The sequence below is a fragment of the Streptomyces sp. NPDC052064 genome (assembly GCF_055585925.1).
The window spans coordinates 323,627-337,932 of sequence record NZ_JBVJJE010000003.1 but is presented as its reverse complement, the minus strand read 5'-3'; the positions used below and the strand labels follow the sequence as shown (position 1 = coordinate 337,932).

General features: G+C 70.6%; 11 protein-coding genes. All 11 read right to left on the bottom strand.

What is annotated here, in order from left to right:
* Positions 1-6 precede the first annotated feature (6 nt).
* Positions 7-1,200, bottom strand: coding sequence for a cell division protein FtsZ (ftsZ, locus tag ACZ6TU_RS09400; RefSeq protein WP_467674206.1), 1,194 nt, complete (start codon positions 1,198-1,200; stop codon positions 7-9).
* Positions 1,201-1,488: 288 nt separating this feature from the next.
* Entirely contained in the window at positions 1,489-2,283 is a 795-nt protein-coding gene (locus ACZ6TU_RS09395) for a cell division protein FtsQ/DivIB (RefSeq protein ID WP_469547637.1), read from the bottom strand.
* Between the two features lie 25 nt (positions 2,284-2,308).
* Entirely contained in the window at positions 2,309-3,406 is a 1,098-nt protein-coding gene (gene murG, locus ACZ6TU_RS09390; protein WP_467674210.1) for an undecaprenyldiphospho-muramoylpentapeptide beta-N-acetylglucosaminyltransferase, read from the bottom strand.
* 6 nt (positions 3,407-3,412) lie between these two features.
* Positions 3,413-4,777 carry a putative lipid II flippase FtsW gene (gene ftsW / locus ACZ6TU_RS09385; protein WP_469547636.1) on the bottom strand — a complete coding sequence of 455 codons (1,365 nt, stop codon included), beginning with the start codon at positions 4,775-4,777 and terminating at the stop codon, positions 3,413-3,415.
* Between the two features lie 135 nt (positions 4,778-4,912).
* Entirely contained in the window at positions 4,913-6,346 is a 1,434-nt protein-coding gene (gene murD, locus ACZ6TU_RS09380) for a UDP-N-acetylmuramoyl-L-alanine--D-glutamate ligase (protein ID WP_467674214.1), read from the bottom strand.
* An 8-nt stretch (positions 6,347-6,354) separates the two neighbouring features.
* Positions 6,355-7,446 carry a phospho-N-acetylmuramoyl-pentapeptide-transferase gene (gene mraY, locus ACZ6TU_RS09375; RefSeq protein ID WP_467674426.1) on the bottom strand — a complete coding sequence of 364 codons (1,092 nt, stop codon included), beginning with the start codon at positions 7,444-7,446 and terminating at the stop codon, positions 6,355-6,357.
* Complete coding sequence (locus ACZ6TU_RS09370) at positions 7,446-8,861, bottom strand: UDP-N-acetylmuramoyl-tripeptide--D-alanyl-D-alanine ligase (RefSeq protein ID WP_469547634.1); 1,416 nt, start codon at positions 8,859-8,861, stop codon at positions 7,446-7,448. The genes mraY and ACZ6TU_RS09370 overlap by 1 nt, the downstream gene beginning before the upstream one ends.
* A 28-nt stretch (positions 8,862-8,889) precedes the next feature.
* Positions 8,890-10,410: a UDP-N-acetylmuramoyl-L-alanyl-D-glutamate--2,6-diaminopimelate ligase gene (locus ACZ6TU_RS09365; RefSeq protein ID WP_467674218.1), complete on the bottom strand. Its 1,521-nt coding sequence runs from the start codon at positions 10,408-10,410 to the stop codon at positions 8,890-8,892.
* A 180-nt stretch (positions 10,411-10,590) separates the two neighbouring features.
* Positions 10,591-12,549 (bottom strand): peptidoglycan D,D-transpeptidase FtsI family protein, encoded by a 1,959-nt coding sequence (locus ACZ6TU_RS09360; RefSeq protein WP_467674428.1) that lies wholly within the window; start codon positions 12,547-12,549, stop codon positions 10,591-10,593.
* A 5-nt stretch (positions 12,550-12,554) separates the two neighbouring features.
* Positions 12,555-13,004, bottom strand: coding sequence for a cell division protein FtsL (gene ftsL / locus ACZ6TU_RS09355; RefSeq protein ID WP_467674220.1), 450 nt, complete (start codon positions 13,002-13,004; stop codon positions 12,555-12,557).
* A gap of 54 nt (positions 13,005-13,058) precedes the next feature.
* Complete coding sequence (gene rsmH / locus ACZ6TU_RS09350) at positions 13,059-14,015, bottom strand: 16S rRNA (cytosine(1402)-N(4))-methyltransferase RsmH (protein WP_467674221.1); 957 nt, start codon at positions 14,013-14,015, stop codon at positions 13,059-13,061.
* Positions 14,016-14,306: the final 291 nt, after the last annotated feature.

Sequence of the window (14,306 nt, the reverse complement as noted above, 5' to 3'; positions counted from 1 at the left end):
GAAGGATCACTTGAGGAAGTCCGGTACGTCCAGTTCCTCGGCCGCGCTGTCCGAGTAGGTCCGCGGCGCCGGCGGGACCGGCGGGGCGACCGGGATGTCGCTGACCGGCTCCGGAACGGGCTCCGGGTCCTCCTTCGGGGTCACGCTGCCGAGGGAACCGAAGGACGGGCGGCTCTCGGGCTGCCGTGCCGGGGCCGGCTCCTCGCGCTTGACCGAGGACGAGCCGAGGACGTTGTCCCGCTTGGACGGGGGCTGGCCGCCGTCGAAGCCGGCGGCGATCACGGTGACCCGGACCTCGTCGCCGAGGGCATCGTCGATCACCGCGCCGAAGATGATGTTGGCCTCGGGGTGGGCGGCCTCGCTCACCAGCTGGGCCGCCTCGTTGATCTCGAACAGACCGAGGTCCGAGCCACCGGAGATGGAGAGCAGCACACCGCGGGCGCCGTCGATGGACGCCTCCAGCAGCGGCGAGGAGATCGCCATCTCGGCGGCGGCCACGGCGCGGTCGTCGCCGCGGGCCGAGCCGATGCCCATCAGTGCCGAGCCCGCCTCGGACATGACCGACTTGACGTCGGCGAAGTCGAGGTTGATGAGGCCCGGGGTGGTGATGAGGTCGGTGATGCCCTGGACACCGGAGAGCAGGACCTGGTCGGCCGACTTGAAGGCGTCCAGCACCGAGACCTGCCGGTCCGAGATGGACAGCAGCCGGTCGTTCGGGATGACGATGAGGGTGTCGACCTCTTCACGGAGCTCGGCGATGCCGTCCTCGGCCTGGTTCGCGCGGCGCCGTCCCTCGAAGGTGAACGGGCGCGTGACCACACCGATGGTGAGGGCACCGAGCGAGCGGGCGATGTTGGCCACGACGGGCGCGCCGCCGGTGCCGGTGCCGCCGCCTTCACCGGCTGTCACGAAGACCATGTCGGCCCCCTTGAGGACCTCCTCGATCTCCTCGCGGTGGTCCTCGGCGGCCTTGCGGCCCACGGCCGGGTTGGCTCCGGCGCCGAGTCCGCGGGTGAGTTCACGGCCGACGTCCAGCTTGACGTCGGCGTCGCTCATCAACAGAGCTTGCGCGTCGGTGTTGATGGCGATGAACTCGACGCCCTTGAGACCGACCTCGATCATCCGGTTGATGGCATTGACACCACCGCCGCCGACACCGATGACTTTGATGACTGCGAGGTAGTTCTGCGGTGCTGCCACGTCGAAGGCCTCTCGCCTCGAGTTACGTGTCGCCGAATCACCGTGGCGCACTGCGCCCCGCGACCCGACGACTGATGCCGAATGGGACGGTCCGTATCGCCGACCCGAACCCTAACCCTGAAGTTTAGGGTTACCAGTGTGTCTGTTCCTTGGAGTCTTCTGAACAGGACACTAAGTCGACAAGTGGCGCACGTTCAACGAACACGCCGAACCTCCCGTTTTTCTTTTCACCCTATGTGATCAGCCGTAGCACTGCCCAACCAGGGTGCTGGCCTGCGCGGATGTGCGTCAACTCCCTGATGACGCAGGCGCGGTGGGAACAGTCACGTCGAAGTACCGCGCGCCGGGCGAGGCTTTCATCAGGGCGGTGAGCGTACGGGCCTTCGCGGCGCCCTTCTCGCTGCTTCCCCAGGCGACCGTGCGGCCGTCCCGCAACTCCAGCGAGATGTCGTCGTAGGAACGGACCTTGACGGTCCGTGTTTCGCGTGCGACGGCGGCCGGTACGGCACGCGCGACGCCGACCGCCTCGCGCACCAGCCGGGACTCGCCGAAGCGGCGCAGGCTCGCGGCGGCGGAGCTGGACCGGGAGAGCGTCAATTGCAGTGCGGGCACGCCTTTCGGGGCCTTGGAAACCGTGGCGAAACGGACACCTTCATCGTCCACTTCGACGAACTTTCGGCCCTTTTGGACAATCAGAACCGGAGTCCGCTCGACCACTTTCAGGTCGATTCCATGGGGCCAGGAACGGGCCACGTCAACCGAGTCAATTCGGGGCAATTTTTGACGCAGTCTCGTCTCGATCGCATCGGTGTCGACGGAAATCAGCGGCTCCCCGAGGGGGACGTCCGCGGCCGCCTCGACCTGAGCCTGCGTCAGGACCCGTGTCCCCGACACGGAGACGTGCTCGGCGCGCAGCCAGTCGGAGCCGTAGAACAGCCATGCCGTCGGAATACCGAGGAACACCAGGACGAGACCCAGGATGACGATCGCGCGAAGCCGGGCCCGCCTCGACCGCAGGCGGGGCGGCGGGCCGGACGACTCCTGCTGGCGTTCACCGCGCTCGGCGGTGGTCGATCCGGCCACGCTCCCTGCCTCCCGTCATACAGTCCTATCGCTGTGCACGACTGGCGGCGATCGCCTCGTACACCATGCCGACGAGCAGGTCGTCGGCGTCCCGGCGGCCGAACTCGGCGGCGCTGCGGGACATCTGGTACAGCCGGTGCGGGTCGGCGAGCACGGGCAGGACGTTCTGCTGGACCCACTCGGGGGTCAGCTCCGCGTCGTCGACCAGCAGGCCGCCGCCGGCCTTGACCACAGGCTGGGCGTTGAGCCGCTGTTCGCCGTTGCCGATGGGCAGCGGGACGTAGGCGGCCGGGAGCCCGACGGCGGAGAGCTCGGCGACGGTCATCGCGCCCGCGCGGCACAGCATCATGTCGGCCGCTGCGTACGCGAGGTCCATCCGGTCCAGGTAACTTACCGGGATGTAGGGGGGCATCCCCGGCATCTGCTGGACCCGCGGCAGTTCGTTCTTCGGGCCGACCGCGTGCAGGATCTGGATTCCGGCCTGCTGGAGCCAGGGCGCGACCGTCTGCACGACCTCGTTGAGGCGGCGGGCGCCCTGGGAGCCGCCGGTGACCAGCAGCGTGGGCAGGTTCGGGTCGAGCCCGAAGGCGGCACGGGCCTCGGGGCGCACGGCGGCCCGGTCGAGGGTGGCGATGGAGCGGCGCAGCGGGATGCCGATGTAGCGGGCCCCCCGCAGCTTGCTGTCCGGGGTGGAGACGGCGACCTGGCTGGCGTAGCGCGAGCCGATCTTGTTGGCCAGGCCCGGGCGGGCGTTGGCCTCGTGGATGATGATCGGCACGCCGAGGCGCTTGGCCGCGAGGTAGCCGGGCAGGGCGACGTAGCCGCCGAAGCCGACCACGGCGTCCGCCTTGGTGCGCTCCAGGATCTGCTCGGTCGCCTTGATGGTGCCGCGCAGCCGGCCCGGGACGGTGATCAGCTCGGGGGTGGGCTTGCGTGGCAGCGGTACGGCGGGGATCAGCGCGAGTTCGTACCCGCGCTCGGGTACGAGACGGGTCTCCAGGCCTCGCTCCGTGCCCAGGGCCGTGATACCCACGGTCGGATCCTGCCTGCGCAGGGCGTCCGCGAGGGCGAGCGCGGGCTCGATGTGGCCCGCGGTTCCTCCGCCGGCGAGTACGACATGCACCGAAATTCACCGCTCTCCGGACGAGCGCGCCGCCGAGGCGCGCCGTCGCATCGTGTTCCATCTCCGGGGACTCCGACCGGAACCGTTTCCCCCAGCCCCCCGCTTTCTACCAAAGCGGGGTTGCCGCATCGCAAGCGCCGCCCGCGCAGCGGGCTCGTCGCGCGCGAAGGCGATCAGCAACCCGATGGCGAACATGGTCGGCAGCAGGGCGGATCCCCCGTAGGAGAACAGCGGGAGGGGGACGCCGGCGATCGGCAGCAGACCGAGCACCGCACCGATGTTGATCACGGCCTGGGCCGTGATCCAGGTGGTCACACCTCCCGCGGCATACCTCACGAAGGGGTCCTCCGTGCGTCCGGCCACGCGGATACCCGCATAGCCTAGAGCCGCGAAGAGGGCGAGTACCGACAGCGTCCCCGCCAGGCCCAGTTCCTCACCGGTGACGGCGAAGATGAAGTCAGTGTGGGCTTCTGGGAGTTGGCCCCATTTCTCCACACTCGCACCCAGCCCGGAGCCGAAGATTCCGCCGGAGGCGAGGGCGTAGATGCCGTGCACGGCCTGCCAGCAGTCGACGGGACCGGACTGGGGTTCGGTGGCGCCGAGGCACTGCAGGCGGGCCATGCGGTTCGAGCTGGACGTGATGAGGATGGTGCCGAGCACCGCGGCGATCGACAGGACGCCGATGAACAGCCGGGTGGGGGCGCCCGCCAGCCACAGCAGGCCGAACAGGATCGCCGTGAGGATGATCGCCGTGCCCATGTCGCCGCCGATCATGATCAGCCCGAGCAGCATGAAGGCGGCCGGGACCAGCGGGACGAGCATGTGCTTCCACTGGGTCAGCAGCTTCTTGTCCTGCTTGCGGGCGAGCAGGTCCGCGCCCCACAGGACGAGGGCCAGCTTGCCGAACTCGCTGGGCTGGATCTGGAAGGAACCGCCGATCGCGATCCAGTTCTGGTTGCCGTTGACCGACATTCCTATCCCGGGGATCTGCACCAGGACCATGAGGAAGACGGCGCCGGCGAGGATCGGATAGGCCAGGGCCCGGTGCAGCTTCACCGGCATCCGCGAGGCGGCGAACAGCAGCCCGGCGCCGATCACGGCGGCCAGCAGCTGTTTGCGGAAGAAGTACGAGCCCGGCAGCGACATCTGGAGCGCGGTGATCTGGGAGGCCGAGTAGACCATCACCAGGCCCAGCACGGTGATCAGCAGGCTGCCGCCGAAGATGAGGTAGTAAGCGGTCAGCGGCCGGTCCCAGCCCCTGCGCGCACGGGTGTAGAGGGCCAGGACGCGGTTCTCGCGGGCGAGCCGGGGCGCGGCGGGACGCTTGGGAGCGCGTGGGACCGGAGGCCGTCCGGTGCGGCTGGTGGGCATCGCCGCTCACCCCGCCATGCCGGAAGACAACGTTCCGCAGCGAACGCTCCCCGGCCGCTCGGGCACCAGCCACATCCGTGTCACGCGTCCCTCCCAGATATGCCCGGCACCGCCGCCGGGCAAGGCGGACCCGGGTCAGCCGTCGACGGAGCCGAGCTCGCGAACGGCGTCCGCGAAAGCGTCCCCGCGCTTGTTGTAGTTGGTGAACATGTCCATGGAGGCGCAGGCCGGAGCCAGCAGCACCGTGTCACCGGCCTGAGCGAGCCGCCGCGCTTCCCGAACCGCCGCGTGCATCGCCCCAGTGTCTGTCCGGTCGAGGTCGACGACGGGTACTTCCGGGGCGTGTCGCGCCAGGGCTTCGCGGATCAGCGCGCGGTCCGCGCCGATCAGCACGGCTCCGCGCAGCCGGGGCGCCGACTTGGTGACCAGCTCGTCGAAGGCCGCGCCCTTCGCGAGCCCGCCCGCGATCCACACGATCGACTCGTAGGCCGCCAACGAGGCTTCCGCGGCGTGGGTGTTGGTGGCCTTGGAGTCGTCGACGTACGCGATCCCGTCCACGTCGGCCACGTGCGCGATGCGGTGGGCGTCCGGGGTGAACGCCCGCAGACCGTCCCGTACGGCCTTGGCGGGGACGCCGTACGCCCGCGCGAGGGCCGCCGCCGCGAGGGCGTTGGCGATGTTGTGCGGGGCCGGCGGGTTGACGTCGGCGACCTCGGCGAGCTCCTGGGCGTTCTTCTGCCGGTTCTCGACGAAGGCACGGTCGACCAGGATGCCCTCCACGACACCGAGTTGGGAGGGCCCCGGCGTGCCGAGGGTGAAGCCGATGGCCCGGCAGCCCTCCTCGACGTCGGCCTCGCGGACCAGGTCCTCGGTGGACGGCTTGTCGGTGGCATCGGCGTTGTAGACGCAGGCGACGCGATTGCCCTCGTAGATGTGCCCCTTGTCGGCGGCGTACGCCTCCATGGAGCCGTGCCAGTCGAGGTGGTCGGGGGCGAGGTTGAGCACGGCGGCCGAGTGGGCGCGCAGCGACGGCGCCCAGTGGAGCTGGTAGCTGGACAGCTCCACGGCCAGCACGTCGTACTGCTCCTCGCCGAGCACCGCGTCCAGCAGGGAGACGCCGATGTTGCCGACGGCGGCCGTGCGCAGGCCCGCCGCCTTCAGGATCGAGGCGAGCATCTGCACGGTGGTGGTCTTGCCGTTGGTGCCCGTGACGGCGAGCCACGGGGCTGCTTTCCTGCCGTCCCGGCCGCGCAGGCGCCAGGCCAGCTCGACGTCGCCCCAGACGGGGACGCCCGCCTGCTCCGCCGCCGCGAACAGCGGCTTGTCCGGCTTCCAGCCGGGCGCGGTGACGATCAGCTCGGTGCCTTCGGGCAGGGTGTCGCCGTCACCGAGGCGCACGGTGATGCCGAGCGCCTCCAGTTCGGCGGCCTGTGCCCGCGCGCGCTCGTCGGCACCGTCGTTGACGACTGTGACGATCGCGCCGAGGCCGTGCAGCACCTTGGCCGCCGGGACGCCGGAGACGCCGAGCCCGGCGACGGTGACGTGCTTGCCCTTGAGTTCCGAAGACACCGAGGAGGTCACTTGTCCGCTGCCCATCCTGCGTAGAAGAGGCCCAGTCCGACGATCACACAAATGCCCTGAATGATCCAGAAGCGGACCACGACGAGCACTTCGGACCAGCCCTTGAGTTCGAAGTGGTGCTGGAGTGGCGCCATCCGGAAGACGCGCTTCCCGGTGAGGCGGAAGGAACCGACCTGGATCACCACGGACATGGTGATCAGGACGAACAGACCGCCGAGGATGGCCATCAGCAGCTCGGTGCGGGAGCAGATCGCGAGGCCTGCGAGCACACCGCCGAGCGCGAGCGAACCGGTGTCACCCATGAAGATCTTGGCCGGCGAGGTGTTCCACCACAGGAAGCCCAGGCAGGCGCCCATCAGCGCGGAGGCGACCACCGCGAGGTCGAGGGGATCCCGCACCTCGTAGCAGGCACCCGGGTTGGTCAGCGTCTGCGCGTTGGCGCAGGACTCCTGGAACTGCCAGACGCCGATGAAGGTGTAGGCGCCGAAGACGAGCACCGAGGCGCCGGTGGCCAGACCGTCCAGACCGTCGGTGAGGTTCACGCCGTTCGACATCGCGAGGATCATGAACAGCGCCCAGACCACGAACAGCACGGGTCCGATCGTCCAGCCGAAGTCCGTGATGAACGACAGCTTCGTGGACGCCGGGGTGTTGCCGCGGTTGTCCGCGAACTGGAGCGAGAGCACCGCGAAGGCGATACCGACGATCAGCTGGCCGGCCATCTTCGCCTTGGCCCGCAGACCCAGCGAACGCCGCTTGACGATCTTGATGTAGTCGTCGAGGAAGCCGACCAGGCCCATGCCGACCATCAGGCCGAGCACCAGCAGACCCGAGAACGTCGGCGCCGCGTCGGCCTCCGGGTCCAGATAGCCCGTGATCACCTTGGCCAGGAAGTACGCGGCGACCGTCGCGAAGATGAAGGCGATACCGCCCATGGTCGGCGTACCGCGCTTGCTGGCGTGCTCGCGCGGGCCGTCGTCGCGGATGTACTGGCCATAGCCCTTGCGCGCGAGCAGCTTGATCAGCAGCGGGGTGCCGACCAGGGTCAGGAAGAGGCCAATGACTCCTGCGAACAGGATCTGCTTCATCATCGGGCGGAAACCTCACCCTCGGCACCGGACTCGAGCAGCGCCTGCGCCACGCTCTCGAGACCGACCGAACGGGACGCCTTCACGAGTACGACGTCCCCCGGGCGCAACTCGCTGCGCAACAGGTCGACCGCCGCCTGTGCGTCGGACACGTGCACCGACTCCTCACCCCACGAACCCTCGTTATATGCGCCCAGTTGCAGCCAGGCGGCTTCCCTGCCACCGACCGCGACGAGCTTGCTGACGTTGAGCCGGACGGCGAGCCGTCCGACCGCGTCGTGCTCGGCGAGAGCCTCGTCCCCGAGCTCGGCCATCTTGCCGAGCACCGCCCACGTCCGCCGCCCCTTGCCCATCGCCGCGAGCGCGCGCAGAGCGGCTCGCATGGACTCGGGGTTCGCGTTGTAGGCGTCGTTGACGACCGTCACGCCGTCCGGGCGCTCGGTGACCTCCATCCGCCAGCGGGAGAGGGAGCCCGCCTCGGAGAGCGCGACGGCGATCTCGTCAGCGGACATGCCCAACTCGTGGGCGACGGCGGCCGCGGCGAGCGCGTTCGACACGTGGTGCTCACCGTACAGGCGCATAGTCACATCGCTTGCACCGGAGGGTGTGTGAAGCCTGAACGCGGGCTGTCCGGTGTCCGTGAGTCGCACGTTCTCGGCGCGAACGTCCGCTTCGTCGGACTCTCCGAAAAAGATCACCTTCGCCTTCGTACGGGAGGCCATGGCCCGCACGTAGGGGTCGTCCGCGTTGAGGACGGCCGTCCCGCCGTCCGCCTCGGACGGCAGGGACTCGACGAGTTCGCCCTTGGCCTGCGCGATCTGCTCCCGGCCGCCGAACTCGCCGATGTGGGCGCTGCCGACGTTCAGGACGAGGCCGATCTTCGGGGGCGTCAGATCCGTGAGGTAGGAGATGTGCCCGATGCCCCGGGCCCCCATCTCCAGGACGAGGAACCGGGTCTCCTCGGTGGCGCTTAGCGCGGTCAGCGGCAGCCCGATCTCGTTGTTGAGCGAGCCGGGCGTGAACACCGTCGGCGCCTTGCGCTGGAGCACCTGCGCGATGAGGTCCTTGGTGCTGGTCTTGCCCGCCGAGCCGGTGAGGGCGACGAGCGTGGCACCGAGACGTCGTACGACGTGCCGCGCCAGGGCGCCGAGGGCGGCCTGGACGTCGTCCACGACGATCGCGGGCACGCCGACGGGCCGGGTGCCGAGCACGGCCACCGCCCCCGCCTCTACGACCGCCGCCGCGAAGTCGTGGCCGTCCACGCGCTCGCCGGTGAAGGCGGCGAACAGGCTGCCCGGCCCCGCCTCGCGGGAGTCCCGGACGACCGGGCCGGTGACCTGGACGGTCGGATCCGGTATGTCGTGCGTCTGCCCGCCGACGACTTCTGCGATCTCGGCGAGGGAGAGGGCGATCACAAGTTCATCCCCTGGATCATGCGGGATTTCATCCCTGGGTCTTCTGAATGGCTTCGCGAAGCACCTGGCGGTCGTCGAAGGGACGGACCACCCCGGCGATGTGCTGGCCCTGCTCGTGGCCCTTGCCCGCGACCAGCACGGTGTCGCCGGGCTCGGCACGGGCGACGGCGGCGGCGATCGCGGCTGCCCGGTCCTCGAAGACCTGCACCTCGCCGCGCTCGTGCGCGGGCACGGAGGCCGCGCCCTGGAGCATCGTGGCGAGGATCGCGAGGGGGTCCTCGGAGCGGGGGTTGTCGGAGGTCAGTACGGCGGTGTCGGCGAGCCGCGCCGCGGCGGCGCCCATCGGCTCCCTCTTGGTCTTGTCCCGGTCTCCGCCGCAGCCGAGGACGATGTGCACCTTGCCCTCGGTGACCTTGCGCAGGGCGCGCAGCACGGACTCGACGGCGTCGGTCTTGTGGGCGTAGTCGACGACCGCGAGGTAGGGCTGTCCGGCGTCCACGCGCTCCAGACGGCCCGGCACGCCGGGCACGGCGGCGACGCCGTCAGCGGCGGACTGCGGGTCGAGGCCGGCGACGGCCAGGGCGACGATCGCGGCGAGGGTGTTGGCCACGTTGAAGGGGCCCGGCAGCGGCGACTTGGCGCTGATCCGCTCGCCCTTGGGCCCGACGACGGTGAACGTCGAGTCAAGACGGCCGACCTCGACGTCCTCGGCGCGCCAGTCGGCGTCGGGGTGCCCCTCGGCGGAGTAGGTGACGACCGGGACCGTGGCCTCGTTCGCCAGCCTGCGGCCGTACTCGTCGTCGACGTTGACCACGCCGAGTTTGCCGCGTTCCGGCGTGAACAGCTGCGCCTTGGCCCGGAAGTAGTCCTCCATGTCGGAGTGGAACTCCATGTGTTCCGGGCTGAGGTTGGTGAAGACGCCGATGTCGAAGACGCAGCCGTCGACGCGGCCGAGGACCAGGGCGTGGCTGGAGACCTCCATGGCGACCGCCTCGACGCCGCGTTCGCGCATGACGGCGAACAGGGCCTGGAGGTCGGTGGCTTCGGGCGTGGTGCGCTCGGACTTGATGCGCTCGTCGCCGATGCGCATCTCGACCGTGCCGATCAGGCCCGTGGACCTGACGGCCTTCAGGCCGCCCTCGACGAGGTAGGCGGTGGTGGTCTTGCCGGAGGTGCCGGTGATGCCGATCTGGAGCAGGTCCCGGCCGGGGTGGCCGTAGATCGTGGCCGCCAGCTCGCCCATCTGCGCGCGTGGGTCGTCGACGACCAGGACCGGCAGCCCGGAGGCGGCGGCGCGCTCGGCGCCGGCCGGGTCCGTCAGTACGGCGGCCGCGCCGAGGCCGGCGGCCTGTTCGACGAAGTCGGCGCCGTGCAGGCGGGCGCCGGGGAGGGCGGCGTACAGGTCGCCGGGGCGCACGGCGCGCGAGTCGTGGGTGATGCCCGTGACGTCGGCGGCGCCTTCCGGCGCGGGAGCACCCAGCTGGTCGGCCAGTTCCGCGAGGGGTGTGGCGGAGATCTGCGCCGGCCTGGGCGGCCCGGGGTATGTCACGGGATGGCCCTTCTGGGTGGTTTGGGACTGATCAGCGTGTGGCACGGCGGTGAGCGTACCGGGCGCACCCGCCTCCGGGCGAAGTGAGGGGCGGGGACTGCTCTGGTTCCCCGGGTCCGGGGTGATCGTTGTCACGAGGTGGTTCCTGGTTGGTTCCGTGCCGACCGGGCTTGCGGCCGGTCAGCGCTTGAAGGTGACCGGCAGTCTCGCGGGTTTGGCCCCGGTCGGCGGGACCTGGAGGGACTTCAGTGCGAACTCCATGACCTGCTTGTAGACGGGGCCGCAGATCTGGCCGCCGAAGTAGTTGCCCTTGGTGGCGTTCTGGATGGCGCAGTAGACGGTGACGCGGGGCTTGTCCGCGGGCGCGAATCCGGCGAACGACGACGTGTAGCCCTTGTACTTGCCGGTGGCCGGATCCACGCGGTTGGCCGTGCCCGTCTTGCCCGCGACGCGGTAGCCGGGGATGCGCGCCTTGGTGCCGGTGCCCTCCTCGTCGTCCACGACCGACTCCAGCATCTGGGCGAGGGTCTTCGCCGTCTTCGCACTGACGACCCGGGTCTTCTCGGGCTTGGGGGCCGGGGTGAAGCGGCCGTCGGGACCCTTGGTGCCGCGCACGAGCGTGGGGTCGACGCGGACGCCGCCGTTGGCGATGGTCGAGTACACCGACGCCGCCTGCATGGCGTTGATGGAGACGCCCTGGCCGAAAGGGATCGTGTACTGCTGCGAGGTCGACCACTTGTCGGGCGGGGCGAGGATGCCCTTGGTCTCTCCGGGGAAACCGAGGCCGGTGTAGCTGCCGAGGCCGAACTTGCGCAGGTAGTCGTAGAGGACCTTGTTGGACTGGGCCTGGGTCTTGCCGAGCTGCCCGGTGGCGAGGATGGTGCCGATGTTGCTGGACTTGGCGAGGACGCCGTTGAGCGTCAGGTACCAGGTCGGGTGGTTCACGTCGTCCTTGAAGAGCCGGTCGCCGCGGTGCAGCCGGTTGGGCACGACGACGTGGGTCATCGGGGTGGCGGCGCCCTCCTGGAGGACGGCCGCCATCGACATGACCTTGGCGGTGGAGCCGGGTTCGAAGGCGTCCTGGAGGGCCGCGTTGCCGAGGGCGGCCGAGTCGGCGTCGGACAGGTCGTTCGGGTCGAAGCCGGGTGAGTTGGCCATGGCCAGGATCTGGCCGGTGCGGGTGTCCTGGACGATGACGTAGCCGCGGTCGGCCGCGGACTCCTTCACCTGGTCGCTGATGGCCTTCTGGGCGGCCCACTGGATGTCGCGGTCGACGGTGAGCTCGACATCGCTGCCGGGCACGGCGGGGGTCTCGGTGGAACCCGCGGTGGGGACGAGCCGGCCGCCGGACTGGGCGTAGCGGATCTTGCCGTCCTTGCCGGCCAGCTGCTTGTTCAGCTGGAGCTCGATGCCGCCGCCGGGCTTGCCCTCGCCGTTGACCCAGCCCAGTATCCCGGCGGCGAGGTCGCCGTTGGGGTACACGCGCTTGCTGGTGGCGACCGAGAAGACGCCCGCGAGGACGTTGTGCGCGGACCTGTCCGTCTCCTCCTTCTTGGCGAGCGCGGACCTCAGGTCCTTGATCTGCTTCCAGACCTGCGGGGTCTGGCGGGAGGCCAGCTTGACGTAACGCAGCGCCTTGTTCTTCGGCCGCAGCTTCTTGACCAGGGCCTCCTGCTCCTGGCCCAGGATCGGCGCGAGCAGCGCGGCCGCCTGCTCGGGCCCGTCCCCGATCTTCAGGTGGTCGGGGGCGAACATCGTGGGGTCGGCCGTGATGTCGTAGGCGTCCTCACTGGTCGCCAGGGCCACACCGGACCGGTCGGTGATCTCCCCGCGGTCCGCGGCAAGCACCTGCCCGACGTACCGGTTCTGCTCGGCCTTGGCGGCGTACGTGCTCGCGTCGACGGCCTGCACCTGGAACAACCGCACGACGAAGGCGATCAGCACCAGCGTCAGCGCGAGCCCGACCAGACGCAGCCGTGGGCGGGGGCTGCCCAGCCGGAGGGGCTTGGGCGCCGCCGGACGGGCCGGGGCCGGGCGACGGGCCGGACGGGCACCGGGGCCGGGGCGGCGCCGGGCGTCGGGGCGAGCGGGCCTGGCGGGGCCGGGCACGCGGCGGCGCGGGGGTTCCCTGTCGGTCACTTCCGTCACCTGCCGGAGGTTGAGGCGGGGCCGTTGGACATGGCCTCGGGGGCCAGGACCAGGGGGGTGTGGGCGGAGGTCTGCCGGACGCCGGAGGCGGGGCTCGGGACGCCCTTGACGGTGCCGTCGGGGGCGAGGAAGGCGGGGTCGCCGCCGGGGACCATGCCGAGCTCGCGGGCGCGGCGCTGAAGGGCCTCGGGAGCGGAGTAGGCGTCGATGTCCCGCTGGAGGGCCTGTTCCTCGTCGGTGAGGCTCTTGGTCTCGCGCTGGAGGTCGTCGAGCTTGAACGCGCCTTCGCTGAGGGCCGAGTTCAGCACCAGGAGGCAGATGAGGCCGCCGCCGAGGAGGAGGACCACGAGGAGGACGAAGGGGGTGCGGGCCGCCTGCCCGGGGCCGGTCGGGAAGAGCCGGGCGAGACGTGCCGCCCTCCCCTTCAGTTCGGGTTTACTGCTCACTCACGCCCCCTCGGGTCCGGGACACCCGCCCGCCCTGCACGTGGCTCACGCCCCTCATTCGATGGACTCCCTGATGCGCTGGGCGCCGCGCAGCCGCGCCGGTGCCGCCCGCCGGTTCTCGGCGATCTCCTCCTCGGTGGGGAGTTCGGCACCGCGCGTGAGCAGCTTGAGCCGCGGCTGGTAGCGCTCGGGCACGACGGGCAGCCCGGGCGGCGCCGTGGTGGCGGCACCCGCCGCGAACACCTGCTTGACCAGCCGGTCCTCCAGCGAGTGGTACGACAGCACGGCGATGCGGCCGCCGACGCCCAGCGTCTTCACGGCGGCCGGGATGGCGCGCTCCAGGACGGCGAGCTCGCCGTTGACCTCGATGCGCAGGGCCTGGAAGGTGCGCTTGGCCGGGTTGCCGCCGGTGCGCTTGGCGGCCTGCGGCAGGGCGTCCCGGATCAGCTCGACCAGGCGCGCGCTGGTGCTGAACGGCTCCTTCTCGCGCTCGCGCACGATCGCGGACACGATCCGCTTGGCCTGCTTCTCCTCGCCGTACGCCCTGAGGATGCGCACCAGCTCGCCCGGCGGGTACGTGTTGAGGACCTCGGCGGCGCTGACGCCGGACGTCTGGTCCATGCGCATGTCGAGCGGGGCGTCCTGGGCGTAGGCGAAACCGCGGTCGGCCTCGTCGAGTTGCATGGAGGAGACGCCGAGGTCGAACAACACGCCCTGCACGCGCGCGATGCCGAGCCTGTGCAGCACCTCGGGGAGCTCGTCGTACACCGCGTGGACGAGAGTGGCGCGCTCCCCGTAGGGCGCGAGGCGCTCGCCGGACAGGCGCAGGGCCTCCTTGTCGCGGTCGAGGGCGACGAGGCGGACGTCGGGGAACCTCTCCAGGAGCGCCTCGCTGTGGCCGCCGAGGCCGAGGGTGCAGTCGACGACCACGGCATCCGGGCCCTCCAGGGCGGGTGCCAGCAGATCCAGGCACCGCTGGAGCATCACCGGGACGTGTCGACTCTGGCTCAAGGGGCCCTCTCAGATCCGGCGCGCGGCGTACGCACCGCCGGGTCCCCGCCCGCTCGTGAAGGGGAGGCCTGCCGGCGCCGGAAGCGTCAGCCGACCGGGAGCGGGAGGAGGCCGAGCCGTACGTACGCGCCGCGCACGTGGGGAGATCTCCGGTCGTCGCCGGGGTCTCCGGGGGTGAACAGTCCAGCGGGGAGAGTCTCGCCTCCCGCTTCGCGTCACTTTAGTCCACCCTGTCTCCCGGTCAATCAACCGGCCTGCGCGTCGCGACCGGCGGCACACCACCCCTGTGGG

Excerpts from the sequence above, each read along its gene's own strand:
- ftsW (WP_469547636.1), bottom strand. The coding sequence starts at position 4,777 with ATGCCCACCAGCCGCACCGGACGGCCTCCGGTCCCACGCGCTCCCAAG.
- mraY (WP_467674426.1), bottom strand. The coding sequence starts at position 7,446 with ATGAAGCAGATCCTGTTCGCAGGAGTCATTGGCCTCTTCCTGACCCTG.